Source organism: Arthrobacter sp. StoSoilB13, assembly GCF_019977255.1.
Taxonomy (GTDB): Bacteria; Actinomycetota; Actinomycetes; order Actinomycetales; family Micrococcaceae; genus Arthrobacter.
Genome location: NZ_AP024648.1, coordinates 667,711 through 687,929 on the forward strand (window position 1 = coordinate 667,711; position 20,219 = coordinate 687,929).

The window sequence follows — 20,219 nt, forward strand, 5'->3', positions numbered from 1 at the left end:
TGTCCGGGAGAAGTGTGGCCCTCGGATCCGCTCGCCCCCGCACAGCGCAACGGCGGCGCTGCCCCGGGAAGGGGCGGCGCCGCCGTCGACCATTGCTCAGTTCAGTTCTTACCTGATGCCTTGCGGCCCTGGGCCGTTAGCTGGCGTTGTGGCTGCTGACGGGGTGGGCTTCCAAGGGCAATTCGTCAGATACCGCTCCGGCCACGCGCTTTTCCCAAGCGGCCCGGACTTCGGGTTCGGTGGGCGGCGTGAGGAGGGAAATCACCACGTAGGCGACGAACGAGGCCGCGAGGCCGTAGTAGATGGGCTCGTTGGCGTAGACGCCGTCGACGCTTGGAATGACTCCAGTGGCGAACAGAATCAACAAGGCCAACGTCAATACCGAGCCCACTGCCATGGACCATGCAGCAGCGATACCAGTGCCGCGCTTCCACACCAGGCCGCCAAGAATCGCGACGAGGAGGCCGCCCACAAGGATGTCGTAAGCAATGGTGAGGGCAACAACCACGTCCTGCGCGGCCATGGAGATCAACACCGCGACGATGCCCAGGCCAAGAACCCAGTAACGGTTGGCTTTGACGTCGTGCTCGGGGTTTTCGGTGTCGTCCGTGTTGATGGTCTTGCCGAACCAGCTGGCCACGAACGGAACAACATCTGCGCGGGCCACCGTGGCGGCGGCAATCAGGGCACCTGAAGCGGTGGACATCATGGCTGCAACAGCTGCGGCCATGACCAGGCCGCCGATGCCGATGGGCAGGATGTGGGTTGCCACCTCGGCGTAGACCACGTCCTTGCCGAGGTTGGCGACATCAATGTTGGGGAGCGCCACCCGGGCGGCCAGGCCGATCAAGGCACCGGCCACACCGTAGAGGATGCAGTAAACGCCGGCGGTCGCTCCACCCCAGCGTGCAACCTTGGGAGTCTTGGCCGTGAAGACGCGCTGCCAGATGTCCTGGCCGATCAGGAGTCCGAGTGTGTACACGACGAAGTAGGTGATGATCGTCTGGACGCCGATTCCGTCGATCTGGAAGAAGCTCGCCTCGACGCGCTCACGGATGCCGTCCAGTCCTCCGGCCGCGTTCATGACGAACGGGAGCATCAGGAAGAAGATGCCCACGGTCTTGATGATGAACTGGACCTGGTCGGCCAAGGTGATGGACCACATGCCACCGATGGTCGAGTAAACAAGCACAATTGCACCGCCGACGGCGATCGCCATCCAGCGTTCCCAGTCGAAGAGGACCACGAAGATGGTGGCGTAGGCGCCGGTGGATGTGGCACAAAGCATGAGGGTGTAGGCCAGCATGACGATTCCGGAGGTCTGCGTGGCCTTGCTGCCGTAGCGAAGGCTCAGCATTTGGGAGACCGTGTAGATCTTCAGGCGCTGGATGGTGCCGGCGAAGAGCAGGCTCAGGAGGAGGACGCCGGCGCCGATTGCGACTACCAGCCACATACCTGAGATGCCGAACTTGTAGCCCAGGCCGACACCGCCGACGGTGGATGCGCCACCGAGGACAACTGCGGCCATGGTGCCCGTGTAAAGGAAAGGTCCAAGGCGGCGGCCGGCCACCAGGAAGTCGCTGTTGTTCTTGGTGCGGGACTTGCCCCACCAGCCGAATGCAAGCATGGCAAGCAGGTACACCACCACAATGGCGATGTTTATGAACGATGAGTCCATGAGTGGCTCCTTGGAGCTGGTGCACGGAGGTTGGGTTTTCGACGATACGCCTGGGAAGCGTCGAAGTCTCCGTGCTGGTGATGGGAGATTGGGGATCGTGTTGTGCCTCACAGACAACACTTGTTGCCTATGAGGATATGTTGTGATGGGAGTAACAGTCAAGGGGCTTTGGTCATCCTCGGGCTGTTGAGGGCTCCAGCGGCCCCTGGTCCCGCTACTATTGCTGCAATGACAGGGCCGAATGACAGGCCTGAAAGGTTCGTGAATGAAGGCTCTCCCCGTTGAACCAAGCAACGTTCCCGTTGCCATTGGTTCCAGAATCCGCGCAGCCCGCCAGGCACAGCGCCTCACCATTGAGCAAGTGGCGGACGCAACTGGTTTGACCAAGGGCTTCCTCAGCCGTGTCGAGAGGGATCTGACGTCACCGTCGGTCGCTTCACTTGTAACCCTTTGCCAGGTCCTGTCCGTGTCGGTAGGAGACCTGTTTGCCGCTCCTGAAACGCATCTGACCAGGCGCGACGACGGTCCCCGGATTTCGCTGGGTGGCCAGGGCATTGTGGAGCGTTTGTTAACGGCCCGTTCGGAGCGGCGCCTGCAGATCCTTCAGGCCACCATCGAGCCACGGGGCCGTGGTGAGAACGAGCTCTACGCCGTGGACTGCGACGTTGACGTCCTTCATGTGGTGAAGGGACGCATCAAGCTCATCCTGACCAACGAGGAGTACGACCTCGAAGAAGGGGACACCCTCTCCTTCCCGGGCAGGGAACCCCACACCTGGGTCAATCCCACGGACGAAACCGTCGAGGTCCTCTGGATTCTGGTGCCCGCAGCGAGCAAGTAGCTCTTGCCCGCTGCTGCGGGGTGCTGCGGCGGGGTCAGCCCACGTGGACCCAGGGGCGCCGGGTGATGTCCGGCTCAGCCTCACGCAGTACCTCGCGGGTCACCGGTGCGATCTCGCCCTCGCCAAAGAAAAGGAACCTGCTGAGGTTGGAGATGGGGTTGCCCTCGGTCCAGCGGAAGTAGATGTGCGGCATGAAACCCGTAACGTCGCGGATGTGCAGCAGGACGGCGGCAAGGGTGTTGGGCACGTTGTTGCTGTGGACTTCCAGGATTTTGAAGCCATGCCGTTTCTTGCCCACAACCTGCAGCTCCTGCTCGAAGTCCGAGCTGTCGTCAACAATGATCTCGATGAATACCGCATCGCAATCCAGCGGCAGGTGGTTGGCCTGCTGCGCGTGTTGGAGCTTCTCCCGGTACCGTCCGGCGCTGAGGTGCTTTGGTTCATGCGCGATGATCCGAACAGGGGCCGTCGACGTTGTTTGCAGTGAATTCGAGTGCAGTCTGGTCCATTTTGATATGCGTGGCACGGAGCTCAAAAGCACGCCGGATCCTGGAGATGAAGCTCACCACCATGATGCCCAGAATGAACAGCGCGGCGATCTTCAGGCCGTCCGGGCGCTCGATCGAGTTGACCACGGTTGTGTAGATGAAGACCAGGGAAACCACTCCGAACCCGATGAACTGTGCCCGTTGTTTCTTTCTCCGGGCGGACAGTGTCACTGCGATGGAGGCGGACGTGATCAGGACGAGTACACCCGTGGCATAGGCGCCACCCTGGGCGTTGACGTCGGCTTGGAAAATAATCGTCACGATGAAGGCGATGACTGTGAAGACCAGGACGAGTGGGCGCAATGCGCGGACCCACGCTGGAGCCATGCCGTAGCGCGGCAGGTACCTGGGGACCAGGTTCAGGAGGCCCGCCATGGCCGAGGCTCCGGCAAACCACAGAATAGCGATGGTACTGGCGTCGTACACCGTGCCAAATCCGTCGCCCAGGAACTTGTGGGCGAGGAAAGCCAGGGCACGCCCATCAGCCTTGCCGCCGGGTTCGAATTCAGCGGCCGGGATCAGCATGACGGTGGTGAAGCTGGACGTTATGAGGAACGAACTCATGATGATGGCGGCGGTGGTCAGGAGCTTGTGGGCGCCCTTGATCCGTCCGGCCGGCTTGGCTTCAGTGTCGGAAGGATCTCCGTTGATCTGCGGCATGACTGCGACGCCGGTCTCGAACCCTGAGAGGCCAAGGGCCAGCCGCGGGAAAACGAGCAGCGCAAGGGCAATCATCAGGATGGGATCACCGTGGGATGTGTTCAGTGCGGTCCACCAGTCTGAGATGACCCGGGACTCGGTGAAGACATGGCTGATGGAAACGATGACGACCACAAGGTTCAGTGCCAGAAAGGCGGCGACCAGGACGACGGCCACGTTGATGGCTTCCTTGAATCCGCGCAGGAAGACGATGCCCAGTCCTGCAATCAGGGCCAGGGTGATGACAACCTGCTGGCCTTCCAGGAAGTGTGGAGCGAACGGGTTCTCAATGAGGTGGGCGGTGGCGTCGGCGGCGGAGAGCGTGATGGTGATCATGAAATCCGTGGCCGCAAAGCCGAGGAGTGCCAGGACGAACAACTTGCCACCCCACCGGGGGAGCAGACGCTCGAGCATGGCAATGGAACCCTCGCCGCGAGGACTTTCCCTGGCGACTCGACGGTATACAGGCAGTGCGCCAGCCAAGGTGACGAAGACCAGCAGCAGCGTTGCCAATGGCGACAGTAATCCCGCAGCCAGGGCCGCGATGGCAGGCTGATAGCCCAGCGTTGAGAAGTAGTCCAGGCCTGTCAGGCACATGACCTTCCACCAAGCTTGCGGTTTGTGGGCTTCCGCAGGCTTTCCGTGGGGACCCTGCCGCTTGCCCGAGGTATCCGGCATTCCTTCAAGCAGCCATGATTTGAGGTGGAATGCCTTTTTGTGCCGGTCGGCAGGGTCGGCTGGCGGCCTCGTCAGGGTGGTCACGTTGTCCTTCCGGGCAGCACGGTGCTGCTCACGCAAAGGAGCGTATGGCCGCATTCTGCGCCTGGACCCCGGTTTTTATGGAATCTTTACGCCGGATGTGACCGGCATCTCATAGGGCCGGGACCTTGAAGGAAACTTGTAAACAGATGATGCTTATTAGGAAACTTTGAGTGTATGATGGGTGTCACAGTTACTGATTCATCTCGACCTATCCACTAAGGAGTGGCGCATTTTGGAAGAGCTCCGTATTGAGGCCAACGGGAACCTTGGTCCCATCGATTCGTCCCGCATCCCGCGCTACGCCGGTGCTGCCACCTACGCCCGCCTGCCCCGCCTGGACCAGGTCTCCAAGGCCGACGTCACCGTTGTGGGCGTGCCCTTTGACTCCGGTGTTTCCTACCGCCCCGGCGCCCGTTTCGGCGCTAACCACGTACGTGAGGCCAGCCGCCTGCTGCGCCCGTACAACCCTGCCTGGGATGTCAGCCCCTTCGAGAACATCCAGGTGGCGGATGCCGGCGACATGGCGGTGAACCCGTTCAACATCAACGAGGCCATTGAGGCCATTCAGCAGAACGCGCTGGACCTTACGGCCAGCGGGAGCAAGCTGGTCACCCTGGGTGGCGACCACACCATCGCCCTTCCGCTCCTGAGGGCAGCAGCGGAGCGCGCCGGTGAGCCAGTGGCCATGCTCCACTTCGACGCACACCTGGACACCTGGGACACCTACTTCGGTGCGGAATACACGCACGGTACGCCGTTCCGCCGCGCAGTGGAAGAAGGCATCCTGGACACGGAGGCCATCAGCCACGTGGGTACCCGCGGTCCGCTGTACGGCAAAAAGGACCTCGACGACGACCACCGCTTTGGCTTCGGAATCGTCACCTCCGCTGACGTCTACTACCAGGGCGTCCTGGAGACGGTGGCCAAGATCCGCGACCGCATCGGCAACCGTCCGCTGTACATCTCCGTGGACATCGACGTCCTGGATCCCGCACACGCCCCCGGCACCGGTACGCCCGAAGCAGGCGGCATCACCAGCCGGGAACTCCTCGAAATCATCCGTGGATTCCGTGGCATGAACCTCGTGGGTGCTGACATTGTGGAAGTTGCCCCGGCTTATGACCACGCGGAAATCACGGGCGTGGCCGGCAGTCACGTTGCTTATGAACTGGTAACCCTCATGGCGGATAACGCCGTGGAGGGCGACCGTCTCGGTGCACCGAACGGCTATGCCCAGCAGGCCCTCGGTGCCCGCATCGCAGAACTCGCCCAGGCAACCGGCACCGCTGGAGAGACGCGATGATTGATTTCGATCCAGGCACTGCGGCCCCGACCCGGGGTACCGATCAGCGCAACGGTGGGGACCTCGTCGTCGAGACCCTCGAGGCGCTGGGTGCCAAGACGGTCTTCGGTATCCCCGGACAACACGCTTTGGGCCTCTTTGACGCCATGGGCCGCGGCAACCTGCACTTCGTGTCTTCGCGCGTGGAGAACAATTCGGCGTTTGCGGCTGATGGCTACTCCCGCGCCACCGGCGAGGTGGGCGTGCTGTTCCTGTCCACCGGTCCGGGTGCGCTCACCTCCCTTGCCGGTTTGCAGGAGGCGTATGCCACCGGTGTTCCGATGGTGGTTGTTGCCAGCCAGATTCCGCTTGAGGGCCTGGGTGCGCGCCGCAAGGGCATGCTGCACCAGTTGGACGACCAGAAGGCTTCGGCCGCGAACGTCACCAAGAGCCAGCGCCTGATCCAGCATGCCTCGGGCATCCCGTCGGCCATCCAGGACGCCTGGACCGAGGCCATTTCCTCGCCGCAGGGGCCGGTGTGGATCGAGATTCCGCAGAACGTCCTGCTGGATCCGATCATGGTCCCGCCCGTGGAGGACGCGCTCGCCGAGGCAGCAGACAACCCGCCGCGCGTCGAGCTGATCCGCGAGGCCGTGAAGTGGCTTTCGACGGCGGAACGTCCGGCGATCATCGCAGGCGGCGGTACGCGCCGTGGCCGGGCTGAGAAGTCGCTGCTGTCCATTGCCGAGCAGCTGCGCGCCCCCGTCATTTGCACCCCTGGCGGCAACGGTGCATTCCCGTGGAAGCACGAGTTATCGCTGCAGTCGTGGATCGAGGACCGGTACATGACCGATGTCCTTGAAGATGCCGACGTGCTGATCGTCATCGGTTCATCCCTCGGTGAGGTTACGTCCAACTACTTCACGTTCGAACCCCGCGGCCGCATCATCCAGATCGACGCCGAACCGCGCGTCCTCGAATCCAACCGGCCAGGCTTGGGCATCCGTGCCGACGCGGGCCAGGGCCCTGGCAGCCTTGGACGAGGCGCTGGCAGCAGCTGGTGCCGCGGACACTGTGACTCGGTCCTGGCACGGCACCAGCCCGGAAGAAGTGGTCAAGGAGTCCCTGACCAAGGTCAAGGCACGCCTTGAATCCCAGGATCTGGCCAAGGAACTGAAATTCATGGCCGACATCCGTGAAGCGGTTCCCGCCGACATGCAGACCTTCTGGGACATGACCATCTCCGCGTACTGGGGATGGAGTTGCTGGGACGCCCGCGAGGGCCAATTCCACTCAGCCCAAGGTGCCGGCGGCCTCGGCTACGGCTTCCCGGCAGCCATCGGCGGTGCCGTGGGCCTGGAAACCACCGGCAAACCCGGCAGGGTGCTTGCTGTTTCCGGTGACGGTTCCTCGATGTACTCCATTTCGGAGTTGGCTACGGCGAAGCAGCACAATATCCCGGTCACCTGGCTGATCGTGGACGACGGCGGCTATGGCATCCTCCGCGAATACATGGTGGGTGCTTTCGGCAAGGCCACGGCCACTGAGCTCGCACGGCCGGACTTCGTGAAGCTGGCCGAGTCGTTCGGTGTTCCGGCGCGCCGGGTTTCCCCGGAGGAAGTGGGGGACGCGCTCAAGGCGTCCTTCGAGGCGGACGGTCCCAACGTCGTCGTGGTTGAGACGCTGCTAAAGATGTTTGGCCCGACCCACCTGGACCACTAAGAACCCAAAGCAATCAAGCCCCCGCACGTTTTCCGTGCGGGGGCTTGATTGCTTTAACAGCCCAGGCTCTTCTTTAGTTTCCCAAAGCAATCAATATGGGTTATAGTTGCTCTAGGCAAACAAAAAAGGGGTGTTCTTCCATGTCAGTCGGTTCTGCCACAGCAACCGATCTTGTGCATCAAATCTTCGACCTCCAGCGCACCCTGCGCTGCGTGGTGACCGCCCACATGGCCCGCGTTCCCGACGTCGGGATGGCAGTCCAGGGCGTCATGCGCTTTATCGGCGAGGGGGAGACCCGGGCAACGGCGCTGGCTGCGCGCCTGGGTGTCAGTGCGCCGGTCCTCAGCAGGCATATCGCCGAACTCGAGGAACTTGGCTTCGTCGCCAGGCGGCCTGATCCGGCGGACGGCAGGGCCCAGCTCCTTGCCCTGACGGAGGATGGCGCGGCCAAGCTGCGCGACTTCGAAGAACAACGCAGCGTGAGGCTGCGGGATTACCTGGCGGACTGGAGCGAGGCGGACGCCCTCGAGGCCTCCCAGGTCATCAACAAACTCACGACGTCCCTCAAGGACTCAATCCGGGCAACGGCGGCCGGCTCCACTACGACTACTCACACAGCTTAGGAGCCACGCATGGCCACACCAGTTCAGAATGCCACCCCACTTCAGAATGCCACCCCGGGGCAAACCGCCGCACCCATGACGCACCGGCAAATCATGGAAGCCCTCACAGGTCTCCTCGCGGCCTTCTTCACGGCGATCCTCAGCAGCACAATCGTCGCCAACGCGCTGCCAACCATCATGTCCGAACTCAAGGGCACGCAAACCGATTTCGCTTGGGTCATCACCGCCGCTTTGCTGGCGAACGCGGCCACCACGCCCATCTGGGGCAAGCTCGCGGACCTCTTCGACAAGAAGCTCCTGGTCCAGCTGAGCATCATCATTTTCGTGGCGGGCTCCGTCATGGCCGGCTTGTCCGAGACGATTCCGCTGCTGCTTACTGCGCGTGTCATTCAGGGCATCGCCATGGGTGGCCTCACCGCCCTGGCCCAGGCAATCATCGGTTCCATGATTCCGCCGCGCGACCGCGGCAAATACTCCGGCTACATGGGTGCCGTCATGGCGGTGGGCACTGCCGGCGGCCCGCTGCTGGGTGGCTTCATTGTGGACAGCCCGCTCGGCTGGCGCTGGACGTTCTTCGTCTGCGTGCCGCTGGCCGTCGTCGCACTCATCCTGCTTCAGGTGACCCTGAAGATCCAGCACATCAAGCGCCCCGCCAAGATCGACTGGCTCGGCTCCATCCTCCTGACTTCGGGCGTGAGCCTGCTCCTGATCTGGATTTCCTTCGCCGGCAACCCGGACTACTACGACTGGTTCTCCTGGCAGTCAGCGCTCATGGTGGGCGGTGGTGTAGCGCTGCTGGCGCTCCTGGTGCTGGTGGAAACCAAAGTCGCCCAGCCGATCATTCCACTCAAGATCATCTCCGAGCGCACCACGGCACTTGCCATCATCGCTTCCATCGCGGTCGGTATCGCCATGTTTGGTTCGTCCACCTTCCTGGGCCAATACTTCCAGGTTGCCCGTGGAGCCACGCCGACCGAGGCAGGGCTGCTCACGCTGCCAATGATCGCCGGCAACCTTATTGGTTCTGTGGCATCGGGCATCCTGATCAGCCGCTTTGGCAAATGGAAGCGGTTCCTGATCGCCGGCTCCGTGCTCCTGATCGGCGGCCTCGCATTCGCCGGCACGATGGACCACACCACAGAACTCTGGATCGTAGCCATCTACACCGGAGTGTTCGGCCTCGGCTTGGGCATGCTGATGCAGAACCTGGTGCTCGCCGTGCAGAACACCGTTCAAGCGAAGGACATCGGTACGGCCAGCGCTTCGGTTGCGTTCTTCCGCTCCGTAGGCGGCGCAATCGGCGTGTCCGTCCTGGGTGCCATCATGTCCAACCACGTGAAGGACCTGGCCGTTGAAGGGATGGCCGCCGCCGGCATTCCGGTCCAAGGTGGCGGGTCCGGCGCCAGCATGGACTTGGCCGATATGCCGGCGCCCATCGCGGAAATCATGCGCGCGGCTTACGGCGACGCCACTGCCCAGATCTTCCTGATCTCCGCCATCATCAGTGTGGTGGCACTCCTGGCTGTGCTGTTCATCAAGGAACGCCCCCTGCGGCGCACCGTTGACGCGGCGCCCGAGTCCGAACTCATGGCGACGGCGTCCGGAGATGCTGCCATGTCGTTGGATACAGCGACCTTGGATGCGGGGAAAGCGGACGACGGCGGCGCCCGCCTGGGTGCCGATCGCTCCGTCCCTGGGGCCAGCCGCCAGGTTCGGTCCACGGACTCCGGATCCGATCTTGACCTCGAATTCGCGCGGATCCTGACCCAGGAACGCCCCCACGCCACGGTTGACGTCAAGGAAGTCCAGGAGCAGCTGTCCCGCACCCAGTACGTCCTGGCGGAACAGCAATTGCAGCTCAGCCGGGCCAACGTTGAGCTACAGGCACGGTTGCGGGAGCAGCAAACCATCGCGGCGCAGCAGGCGAGTACCGCAGAGAAACTCGCCGCGATCCGTAAGGAACTCAAGCGCGAACGCAGGCAGCAGGAGCGAATGGCATTGCTGCTCCTCCAAGGCGTCGAAGCGCGGGAGGCGCGGCCGGACCACGGCAAGCACGCGGGCTAGACACCACGGATCCTGCCCTTGTTCGAAACTCCTGGCGTACTAAGCAGGCTGTGGCGAACGAGGGCGGGACCGAAAGCGCCGGCTGTGACCAGCCGGCGTTTTTGTTGCCTACAGCGGCTGATCCGGCCAGCATCGGCTGTGATGGCTGCGCCAGCGGGAGCAGATCCGACACGGGACATACTCCGCTGGGATGATCTTTTCCCCGGGTTGTTTCGCCGAGGCAACGGATTTCGTAGAGTAGGGAGGCTAATACTGTCAGCCCTTGCTGCAACACTTCTCTTACTTCATTCACGCACTCTTTCTAAGGACCCGTGGGCATGCTTGTCACCCTTATACGGCGCTACTCCAAGCCGTATTTGCCGCAGATAGTGGCCGTCCTCATATTCCAGTTGGCGTCCACTATTGCCACGCTCTACCTCCCAAGCCTCAACGCCAAAATCATTGACGAGGGAGTCTCCCGCGGCGACACCGATTTCATTTGGCGCACGGGCGCCATGATGCTCGCCGTCGCACTCGGCCAGGTGCTCACCGCTGTCGCAGCCGTGTACTTCGGTGCACGGACGGCAATGGCGATCGGCCGGGACCTCCGGCGCAGCGTCTACCGTCAAGTGAGCAGCTTTTCCGCACAGGACGTGAACCGTTTTGGTGCTCCCACACTGATCACCCGTGGCACCAATGATGTCCAGCAGGTCCAGATGCTGGTGCTGATGGGCCTGAACTTCATGGTCTCCACACCTATCATGTGCGTGGGTGGCATCATTATGGCCCTCCGCGAGGACCTCAGCCTGTCCTGGTTGGTCTGGGTTTCCGTGCCCATCCTGGTGGCAGTGGTTGGCTACCTCGTGGTCCGGTTGATGCCGCTCTTCCGGTCAATGCAGGCCAAGATAGATGCCATTAACGGTGTGCTCCGCGAGCAAATCATTGGTATCCGTGTTGTCCGTGCCTTTGTGCGCGAACCCTATGAAGCCAAACGTTTCGGTGACGCCAACCAGGACCTCACCGCCGTCTCCGTGAAGATCGGCAATCTCTTTGTCCTGATGTTCCCGGCGATCGGCATGATCCTGCACCTGTCCACCGCTGCGGTGCTGTGGTTCGGCGGTCAGCGTGTGGACTCCGGTGACATGCAGGTAGGCTCCCTCACGGCTTTCCTGCAGTACCTCCTGCAGATCCTGATGGCAGTCATGATGGGTACCTTCATGGCCATGATGATTCCCCGTGCTTCCGTCTGTGCAGACCGCATCGGCGAGGTCCTGGACGTGGAGCCTTCCATCCACAACCCGGCTTCCCCCGTGGTTCCTGCGGAAAAGAAGGGCCACGTGGAGTTCCGCGATGTCACCTTCAAGTACCCCGGGGCCGAGGCACCGGTGCTGAGCAACATTTCCTTCACCGCTGAGCCGGGCAAGACCCTGGCCATCATCGGTTCCACGGGCGCAGGCAAGACCACCCTGGTCTCCCTGCTGCCGCGGCTTTACGACGTCGCTTCAGGTGACGTCCTTCTCGACGGCGTCCCCGTTACCGAACTGGACGCGTCGGAGATCACCAGCCGCGTCTCGGCTGTTCCGCAGAAGCCGTACCTTTTCTCCGGCACCATCGAGCACAACCTGCGCTTTGGCAAGCCCGAAGCTACCGACGAGGAACTGTGGGAGGCGCTGGAGACGGCGCAGGCCAAGGGCTTCGTAGAGGAAAAGTCATCCGGCTTGAACCGGCGCATCGCCCAGGGCGGCACCAACGTCTCCGGCGGCCAGCGCCAGCGCCTTTCCATTGCAAGGGCCCTGGTCACCAAGCCGAATGTCTATCTGTTTGACGATTCATTCTCCGCATTGGACGTCGCTACCGACGCCCGGCTCCGGAAGGCCTTGAAGGCCAAGACGCAGGACGCCACAGTGATCATCGTCGCGCAGCGAGTCTCGACCATTGCCGATGCGGACGAGATCCTGGTCCTGGATAACGGCCGGATCGTGGATCGCGGAACGCACGATGAACTGCTGGAAACCTCTCCTACGTACCAGGAAATCGTTGAATCCCAGCTGAGTGTAGAGGAAGTCGCATGAGCGAGCAGGACCAGCAGAAGAAGCGTGGCTGGGCTGCCAAGGCAAAGGCCGCGAAGAATGCCAAGGCCACGGCCGAGGCAGACGTGGCAACCGAGGCACTTGACGATGACGTCGTGGACGAGGAATACGTCCCGTCCGAGGCAGATGGCGGTATGTTCGGCAATCTTCCAGCCAAGAAAGCCAAGGAGTTCTGGCCATCGGCCAAGCGCCTCATGGGCCTGTTGAAGCCTGAGAGCGTTGGCGTTTCTATCGTGATCGGCCTTGTGGTGGTCTCGGTGGTCCTGAACGTGATTGCCCCCAAGGTTTTGGGCACCGCGATGGACGTGATCTTCGGCGGCGTCATGGGCAAGCAGCTCCCGCCAGGCGTCTCGCAGGAACAGTTCGTAGAGCTCATGCGCCAGCAAGGCCAAGAGAACTTTGCGGACATGGTCTCCAAGATGGAACTCACCAACGGGATCAACTTCCCCAAGCTGACCTTCCTCATTTCGATCGTCCTCCTGATGTACTTTGTGGCCAACATCTTCCTGTGGGCACAAGGCTGGCTGCTCAACAGGATTGTCATGCGCGTTATCAAGCAGCTCCGTAATGACGTCCAGGCAAAGCTCAACAGGCTGCCGTTGAACTACTTCGACACACGTCAGCGCGGCGACATCCTTTCCCGCGTGACCAACGACGTCGACAACGTCCAGCAGGGCCTTCAGCAGGCGTTCGCACAGTTGGTTAGCTCGGTGCTCACCGTAGTGGGAATCACCGTGATGATGTTCATCGTGTCCTGGGAACTGGCATTGATCGCGTTGATCGCCTTGCCGCTTTCCGGTGTCATGGCTGGCTTCATTGGTGCCAAGAGCCAGAAGCTCTTTGCTGCACAGTGGAAGAACACCGGCTCGCTGAACGGCCAGATCGAGGAATCCTTCTCGGGACACGATCTCGTCAAGGTGTTCGGCCGTGATGCAGACATGCTGGTGCGCTTCGATGAACGCAATGAGGCCTTGTACAAGGCATCCTTCGGTGCCCAGTTTGTTTCCGGCGTAATTTTCCCGGCCATGAACTTCGTGTCCTACCTGTCCTACGTCGGCATTGCGGTGGTGGGTGGCCTGCGGGTTGCCTCCGGCTCCATGAGTCTTGGCGACGCCACAGCGTTCATCCAGTACTCGCGTGAATTCACCCAGCCGCTAGGCCAGATCGCCGGTATGGCCAACATGCTGCAGTCCGGTGTGGCCTCGGCCGAGCGCGTCTTTGAATTCCTTGACGCCGACGAAGAAGTTGAAGAGACCGGTACCCGCCATCTGCCAGCCAAGACCGACGGCCATGTGGAGTTCGAGCATGTCTCGTTCAGCTATGTGGAGGACAGGCCCCTCATCGAGGATCTCTCCTTCAGTGCGGAGCCTGGGCACACGGTAGCGATCGTCGGGCCTACGGGAGCTGGAAAGACCACCTTGGTGAACCTGGTAATGCGCTTCTACGAGCTCAATGCCGGTCGTATCACTTTGGACGGCGTGGACATCAAGGACCTCAGCCGCTCCGAGCTGCGGTCCAAGGTGGGCATGGTGTTGCAGGATGCATGGCTCTTCGGCGGGACCATCTACGACAACATCAAATACGGCAACCTTGACGCCACCGAGGAACAGATCATGGAAGCGGCCAAGGCCACTTACGTGGACCGCTTCGTCCGGGCTCTGCCGGACGGTTACCAGACGATCATCGATGAAGAAGGCAACAACGTCAGCGCCGGTGAGAAGCAGCTCATCACGATTGCCCGTGCTTTCGTCTCCGATCCTTCGCTGCTGATCCTTGATGAAGCTACGAGCTCAGTGGATACACGTACTGAGCTGCTGCTGCAGAAGGCCATGGCTGCGCTCCGCACGGACCGGACGAGCTTCGTCATCGCCCACCGGTTGTCCACCATCCGCGACGCCGATACCATCTTGGTGATGGAGAACGGGCGGATCGTTGAGCAGGGCAACCACAACCAGTTGCTGACGCTCCAAGGTGCCTACTACCGCCTGTACATGTCCCAGTTTGCCGGTGAGGAAGAGACCGCCGTGGATGACTCGACGGCGGTGCACAGCTGAGCGCGAATTCCCTGAGTACCGGATTGCACTCCCGGGATTCCGTGGAACCCCAGCGCATCGAGGTACTCGTACCCATGCGCTGGGGTGACATGGATGCCTACGGGCACATCAACAATGTGCAGATCGTTCGGATGCTGGAAGAAGCCCGAATCGCGGCTTTCGGACCACCACGGGGCGCTGGCCTTCCGGGCGTTGAACCACCGGCGGCCCTCTTCAATGATGTTGAGGAGGGCACCATGACGTTGGTTGTGGAGCACAAGGTCCGGTACGTGCGGACTCTGGAATACCGCAACATCCCGGCCGTGGTGGAGATTTGGGTTGGCGCCATCAAGGGGGCCAGCTTTGATCTTCACTACGTCATCAAGGACCCCGTCACACAGGAAGAATGCGTCAAAGCCAGTACGCACCTGGCCTTCGTGGCAGAGGCTACCGGCAGGGTCCTCAGGCTCACCCCGGACCAGAAGGAAAAGCTGGAGCGGTACCGCGCGTAGAGTTTCACCATGAAACTTGAAATCGCGGTGGTGAGCGCGACGGGTGCCGGTACGGCCGCATCCGAAGGTGCCGATCGGATTGAGCTCTGCAGCAGCCTGGAACTTGGCGGCATCACGCCAAGCCAGGGACTACTGGAGGCCAGCATTGAACATGTTGACGGACGCCTTGAGATCCACCCGCTGGTGCGTTGCCGCCCCGGCGATTTCCACTATTCCGCCTCGGACGTGGACACCATGGTGCACGAAGTACGTCACCTGCTGGCTCAGGGCGCCCACGGGGTAGTAGTGGGCGCCCTGACCGCAGAGGGCGATATCGATGTTCACGCGGTCCAACGGCTGGTGGATTCTGCCCGGCTGGCGAGCCCTGAAGTGCAGTTGACCTTCCATCGCGCGATCGACCAATCACGGGACCCCTTGGCGGCCCTTGATCAACTGCTGGAACTCGGGTTCACCCGGGTACTCACGTCTGGCCACGAGGCCACAGCAGGTGCAGGCCTTGCCACCCTTTCCGAGATGGTGGAGCGGGCGGGAGGAGCACTCGAAATCATGGCAGGAGGCGGCTTGCAGCTCGGCGATATTCCGGCGATGCACGCGGCCGGCCTCTCAGCAGTTCATATGTCCGCCAAGAGAACGGTCTCTACGCTGGGCCAGCGAACCATATCCCTTGGCACGCAGGACGGCGCCGACCCCACCGCCTATACCGTGACAGACCGGGAAACGGTCCGCATGGCGCGGGCCGAGATCAACGCGCTGGAACTCGGTGCTCCTCCGGCATAGTTTCCACTGCTGGGTCAGCCTCCCCACATTGCCTGGTTCAGGGGAGTTACCGTCAGGCTTTCGAGCCGTGCGGTTCCTCCTTCCGAGAAAACCGAGATGCTGGTGGCCCCAGCGCTTGGAAAGACCTGGTCCGTGATGGTGGTCAGGCCGTCCTGGGCGAAGAGCTCCACTGATGCACGGTCCACGTACAGGCGCAGGCGGAGCCTGCCATTGATCAACTCGACCCGCGGATCCTCTAATGAGCTGAAGGCTGGATGGAATCCCTCGTTGCCCGAGTTGGTCCTGTCGATGGAGAGCCGTTGAGTGGCCGGAACGTAGCCGATGCGGGTTGCTTCGGTTCCGTTATCGAGGACTTTCACGCCAAACGCCGACGCCGTCCCCGGAGAGAACTCGGCGTCAACCTGCACCACGTCACCTGTAATGGGAAGTGTGGTTGTTCCTGACGCGATGTCCTGGGCTGACGCCGTGTATGCGGCCGCCGTGTTCTTCAATGCATCGGCCTGGGACACCACCTGCTGTCGCAGCCGCGGACCCGCGGACGTCTGGGTTAGTACCACTTCACGTGGCAACGCCATGGTTCCGCGCCACGTGGTGGTGGGAGTGTCCTGACCGTAGTCCCAGTTGTTCATCCAGCCCAGCATGATGCGCTTGCCGTTGGGAGCATTGTTGAAGGACACCGTGGCGTAGTAGTCCCTGCCCCAGTCCAGCCAATCGTGCTGTTCCAGATGGGAGGCATCGGAGGAAACGAACTCGTCGGCCAGGATGTGTCCCCAGCCGCCGCGGTTGTTGTCCACGATCTTGATGGTGGCCTGGCTGCCCTTGTAGGCGCTAACGTCCCAGGCTTTCCACTCCAGATGTTCGGAATCGCTGCCGGTGGCGGTACGGACGGTCTGGCCATTGACCACAAGGTTCACTGTGGTTTCAGCGCTCCTGGGCTTCGCCTGCTCCGAGCCCAACACCATGTTGTCCAGAGTCAGGTGGCCCCAGGGGCCCGGTTGCGTTATCAACAATTCGGATGCGGGCGATCTGGCCGTACCAGGGGGAAACGTCCCAATTCTGCCAGTTCAGGTCCCCTGAATTCGTACCGGTGGCAGTGCGCACTGGCACGCCGCCAACCAGCAGCTCAACCTGGAGTTCGCCGCCGCTGCGGTTGCCGCCGCCAAGGAGGAAGCCGATGTTGGTGTTGGTCAGGTAAAACTCGGGAGACGTGATGGTGCCGACGTTGTTGTCCTGGTACGGGCCGCCTTCGAACGTGTTGATCCGTTTTCCAATGGCGAATTCACCGCCCGACGTCGAGGGGTTAAGTGCCGCCTGGAAGTCACCCGTTAGCTGCCAGCCAGCTTGCGTGAGCGTGCCGGGGTAGTCGAAGCCGTCGAAGAGCAGATAGCCCGGAGGCGCCTGGTTTCCTGACTGCTTGCCGGCTTCCTGCGGGTGTTTACCGCCGCCGGCGAGGAAGTTGAGGTAGTCCTTGTCCAGCGTGAAAGGTGCTGATTCCATGGTGCCCACGGGAGCATCTCCACCGTGGAAGCCGTTAACCAGCCCGGCTCCGATGTTGCCAGTAACCGCCATCTGTCCAGAAAGACTTCCGGAGGCGGGGGCGCTTCCCCAAGGCCCGGAACTGTTCGAAGGATCGTTCTGGATGTTCCAGCCGCTGTAATTGCCACTGTTGAAGCCGGCAAGGACGTTTCCGGGGGGAAGCTGGCTGGCGGGATCGATGTTTTCAGCGGTGAAGGAAGTGCCGTTGAAGGTTCCTACGAAGTATTGTCCGCCGCTGCCGCCTGCGACGGCTCCGGGATTGATGTTCACCGAGAGGACCCACTTGACGTTGTTCGGGTCACCATCGACGGCGAGTGGGAACAGATCAGGGCATTCCCACTGCCCTCCGGTGGCATTTGCGGGACCGAAGTCATCCAGATAGTTCCATTGCTTCAGGTCATTGCTTTTATAGAAGAGGACGCGGTGCTCGTCGGCTTCAACGGCTGCCATGACCCAGTAGTCCGGGCCGGTGGGGGAGTCGTACCAGAAGACTTTGGGGTCGCGGAAGCTTGACGTGTTCCTGTTCAGGACCGGGTTGTTGCCGTACTTGGTCCAGGTCTGTCCGTCGTCGGTGCTGAATGCCAATGACTGGGCCTGTTTACCAGCGAGGGTGGGGTGGGCCGCAGTGTAATTGCTCGTGTAGATGGCCACCAACGGCGGATTTTGGAGACTCCCGAGCCCGCTGGTGTTCTGGGTGTCCACCACTACTGATCCGGAGAAGATTTCCTCGATCACCTGGCCGGATCCGTTGAAACCCCGTGGAATGGCGAGTGGGTGTTCCTCCCAGTGGATCAGGTCGGTGGAGGAAGCGTGGCCCCAGCTCATGTCTCCCCACCGCGTTCCGTTGGGGTTGTACTGGTAATACATGTGGTATTTCCCGTTGTGGAAGACAAGTCCGTTGGGATCGTTCATCCAGTTCGCTTCCGGCGTGTAGTGCAGGTACGGCCGGTATTGCTGGGTGGCCGGATCAGGATCGGTGGCCTGGGCGGTGGTGGCAACGGAGAATGAGGCAGCGGTGAGTGCCACGGCCGCCCCAATCGACATCAGGACTTTGGTGCGTCTTGTCATCGTTGACAGACCTTTCGTCAGGGGCTTGCGTTGCAGGATGACGACGGCGGACCCGCCTGATGGGGCGACGCCCGCCGTCGTGCTATTCGCTATTCATATTCATGTCGTGCGATGACGCCGTGCAGTTACGGCGTTGCCCTGAACGCGTAGTTGGACGCGTAGCGAACCACCTGGTTGCTATCGCCGCTGTCCAACACTTTGGACCCTGAAGTCGATGCGTCCAGGACCACTGTGTGCACCGCGATGGCCGAGACGGTGTTGTTGGTGGCGATGTAGTTGTTGTTACCGGATGCCACCAGGATGATGGTGGGCGTCTGCCCCGACGGCGTGACCGATCCCGAGGCGACGTCGTAGCTGAAGTGGTTTCCAATGACGGTGTTGTTGCTGCCCGCTATGTGCACCAGGCCGAACAGATCATCCAAACCGTTGTTGTAAGGCTTGAGGGGATCGAACGGTTCCATCTGGCGCAGGAAGTGGTTTGCGCCAACGAGGTTTTCGGTGCAGCTGCCCTCGAAGTTCACCATGCCGGGGTAGAAGGCATGAAAGCGGTTGGACGTGATGGAGGAGCGCGTGCAGTCCTTGAAGTGCACGCTGCTCTTACCCCGGGGGAAAACGTTGTTGCCCGTGATCAGCAAGCCCATGTGCCCCTCGGCGAAGATCGAGAATCCCACGAAGCCGGCGCCAATAAGGTTGTCGGTGACTTTCGAGGCCTGGCCCGATCCTGTCAGTTCCACGCATGATCCATTTTCAGCAAGGAAGTTGCTGCTGACGCTCAGGGCATCTGTATCCCTCACCACGAGCCCGTGCTCGAGGTACACCATTCCCATGCGCTCCACCCGGCAGGAATCGTTGGCAGAATCGAAGCGGATGCCTGTTTTCCCGTTGGTGTAGTCGTTCTCGTTGGAGCCGAAGGAGACTCCGTCAAGGCAGAAGTTCTCGAACACCACCCCACTGATTCGTGGATCACCTGTGCGGTAGACCCGGAAGGCGTCCGTGTTCCCGTCAGTGTTTTCCACCCTGACGCGGCTGGCGCCGGGGTTGATCTCGTGCCAGCCCGATGTGTTGCCGGCGTTGTAGCGGATGCTCAACGAGGTGAAGCCATGGCCCGATCCACGGATGGTCAGGAAGCTGATGTCCACATTCACCCTGGTCTTCAGGGAGTAGTCTCCCGGCGGGATGTAGATGACAGCACCTGGCTTGGACGCCTGGCTGGTCTGCTGGCTCTTGATGTCAGCGATGATGCTGTTGATGATGAGCCCGATGTCGTTGTACGGGGTGGCGGACGGATTCCCTGGAACGCTCCAGGTGGTGACGTCGTAGACGGTGGTCAAAGCTGGTTCTCCTCACATCGTTGGGGGACTGAACTGTGCTGCTTCTCTTCAAGTGCGTCCGGAACCGCCGGCGCCGTGCTCCGCATGCTCGCTCATGCCTCGCTTAGACGCATGCTGCCGCACGCCTCCGGTGGTTCCCGGTGGTACTACAGACGGGTGGTTCTACAGAGACGGTTGCTTTACAAAACGCCGATCAGGTGGCGGTGCCCTTGGGGCTGAGTACCGGCGTCGGGCGTTGCGGCCACCTGCCCTGGTGCCGCGGCAGCAGCGCTGCCCGTGGCTGCCACGGCGAAGGCAACTGCCGCCGATGCGGTAAGCGCGCGGAGTAGACTTCGTCGGCTGATGTCGGGGATGGGTTTCATGCGTTCTCCTGTGAATAGGGTCCCCAAGTGGGGACGCTGGCGAGAGGTGGGACGAGAGGTGGGAAGGGACCGGACCAGGGGTGGAAACCGGCGGACGGGATAACAATCTGCCTAAAGAGCCGGCGTCGGCCTAAAGAACAGGCGTGAGCCGGAAGAGGCACAACGCGTGCCAAAACCTGCCCACATCAGCCAAAATATGCCAAAACGGTTTAGCTGCCTGCGACGATGACTCTAGGGCTGGGCCATCAAGCTCGTCAAGAGCTTGGGGGAGCCAAAATGTGACGCTTGACATACCCCGGAAATCGGGCCTAT

At 61.7% G+C, this 20,219-nt stretch carries 13 protein-coding genes and 2 pseudogenes; 9 read left to right on the forward strand and 6 right to left on the reverse strand.

The genetic code is table 11. The features are described 5' to 3' along the window. Positions 1 to 136: 136 nt before the first annotated feature. A complete protein-coding gene (locus LDP01_RS15360; protein ID WP_224093800.1) occupies positions 137 to 1,678 on the reverse strand; it encodes a sodium:solute symporter family protein in 1,542 nt (513 codons plus the stop codon). Positions 1,679 to 1,943: 265 nt separating this feature from the next. On the opposite strand from LDP01_RS15360, the gene LDP01_RS15365 reads away from it, so the two are divergent. Further along, entirely contained in the window at positions 1,944 to 2,519 is a 576-nt protein-coding gene (locus LDP01_RS15365) for a helix-turn-helix domain-containing protein (RefSeq protein ID WP_224093801.1), read from the forward strand. Positions 2,520 to 2,553: 34 nt separating this feature from the next. On the opposite strand, the pseudogene LDP01_RS15370 reads toward LDP01_RS15365, so the two are convergent. Further along, positions 2,554 to 4,528, reverse strand: a pseudogene (locus LDP01_RS15370) (amino acid transporter). Between the two features lie 232 nt (positions 4,529 to 4,760). Here LDP01_RS15370 and speB point away from each other — a divergent pair. The 8 genes and pseudogenes from speB to LDP01_RS15410 all read left to right on the forward strand — a co-directional run bounded on the left by speB (position 4,761) and on the right by LDP01_RS15410 (position 15,610). Beyond that, complete coding sequence (gene speB, locus LDP01_RS15375) at positions 4,761 to 5,831, forward strand: agmatinase (RefSeq protein ID WP_224093803.1); 1,071 nt, start codon at positions 4,761 to 4,763, stop codon at positions 5,829 to 5,831. Then, a pseudogene (locus LDP01_RS15380) lies at positions 5,828 to 7,532 on the forward strand (thiamine pyrophosphate-binding protein). The gene speB and the pseudogene LDP01_RS15380 overlap by 4 nt, the downstream one beginning before the upstream one ends. Before the next feature lie 140 nt (positions 7,533 to 7,672). Beyond that, positions 7,673 to 8,155 (forward strand): MarR family winged helix-turn-helix transcriptional regulator, encoded by a 483-nt coding sequence (locus LDP01_RS15385; RefSeq protein WP_224091218.1) that lies wholly within the window; start codon positions 7,673 to 7,675, stop codon positions 8,153 to 8,155. 75 nt (positions 8,156 to 8,230) lie between these two features. Beyond that, complete coding sequence (locus tag LDP01_RS15390; RefSeq protein ID WP_527249087.1) at positions 8,231 to 10,219, forward strand: MFS transporter; 1,989 nt, start codon at positions 8,231 to 8,233, stop codon at positions 10,217 to 10,219. A 317-nt stretch (positions 10,220 to 10,536) separates the two neighbouring features. Continuing rightward, a complete protein-coding gene (locus LDP01_RS15395; RefSeq protein ID WP_224091220.1) occupies positions 10,537 to 12,270 on the forward strand; it encodes an ABC transporter ATP-binding protein in 1,734 nt (577 codons plus the stop codon). After that, positions 12,267 to 14,342 (forward strand): ABC transporter ATP-binding protein, encoded by a 2,076-nt coding sequence (locus LDP01_RS15400; RefSeq protein WP_276573609.1) that lies wholly within the window; start codon positions 12,267 to 12,269, stop codon positions 14,340 to 14,342. The genes LDP01_RS15395 and LDP01_RS15400 overlap by 4 nt, the downstream gene beginning before the upstream one ends. A gap of 74 nt (positions 14,343 to 14,416) precedes the next feature. Next, a complete protein-coding gene (locus LDP01_RS15405; protein WP_224093867.1) occupies positions 14,417 to 14,833 on the forward strand; it encodes an acyl-CoA thioesterase in 417 nt (138 codons plus the stop codon). Positions 14,834 to 14,842: 9 nt separating this feature from the next. Continuing rightward, positions 14,843 to 15,610: a copper homeostasis protein CutC gene (locus tag LDP01_RS15410; protein ID WP_224091221.1), complete on the forward strand. Its 768-nt coding sequence runs from the start codon at positions 14,843 to 14,845 to the stop codon at positions 15,608 to 15,610. A 14-nt stretch (positions 15,611 to 15,624) separates the two neighbouring features. Here the strand turns inward: LDP01_RS15410 and LDP01_RS15415 are convergent, their stop codons facing one another. The 4 genes from LDP01_RS15415 to LDP01_RS15430 all read right to left on the reverse strand — a co-directional run bounded on the left by LDP01_RS15415 (position 15,625) and on the right by LDP01_RS15430 (position 19,907). Beyond that, positions 15,625 to 16,572: a glycoside hydrolase family 32 protein gene (locus LDP01_RS15415; RefSeq protein WP_224091223.1), complete on the reverse strand. Its 948-nt coding sequence runs from the start codon at positions 16,570 to 16,572 to the stop codon at positions 15,625 to 15,627. Then, positions 16,532 to 18,214, reverse strand: coding sequence for a glycoside hydrolase family 32 protein (locus tag LDP01_RS15420; RefSeq protein ID WP_224091225.1), 1,683 nt, complete (start codon positions 18,212 to 18,214; stop codon positions 16,532 to 16,534). The genes LDP01_RS15415 and LDP01_RS15420 overlap by 41 nt, the downstream gene beginning before the upstream one ends. 125 nt (positions 18,215 to 18,339) lie before the next feature. Then, entirely contained in the window at positions 18,340 to 19,545 is a 1,206-nt protein-coding gene (locus LDP01_RS15425; RefSeq protein WP_224091227.1) for a NosD domain-containing protein, read from the reverse strand. Between the two features lie 179 nt (positions 19,546 to 19,724). After that, positions 19,725 to 19,907, reverse strand: a complete 183-nt coding sequence (locus LDP01_RS15430; RefSeq protein ID WP_224091229.1) for a hypothetical protein — start codon at positions 19,905 to 19,907, stop codon at positions 19,725 to 19,727. Positions 19,908 to 20,219: the final 312 nt, after the last annotated feature.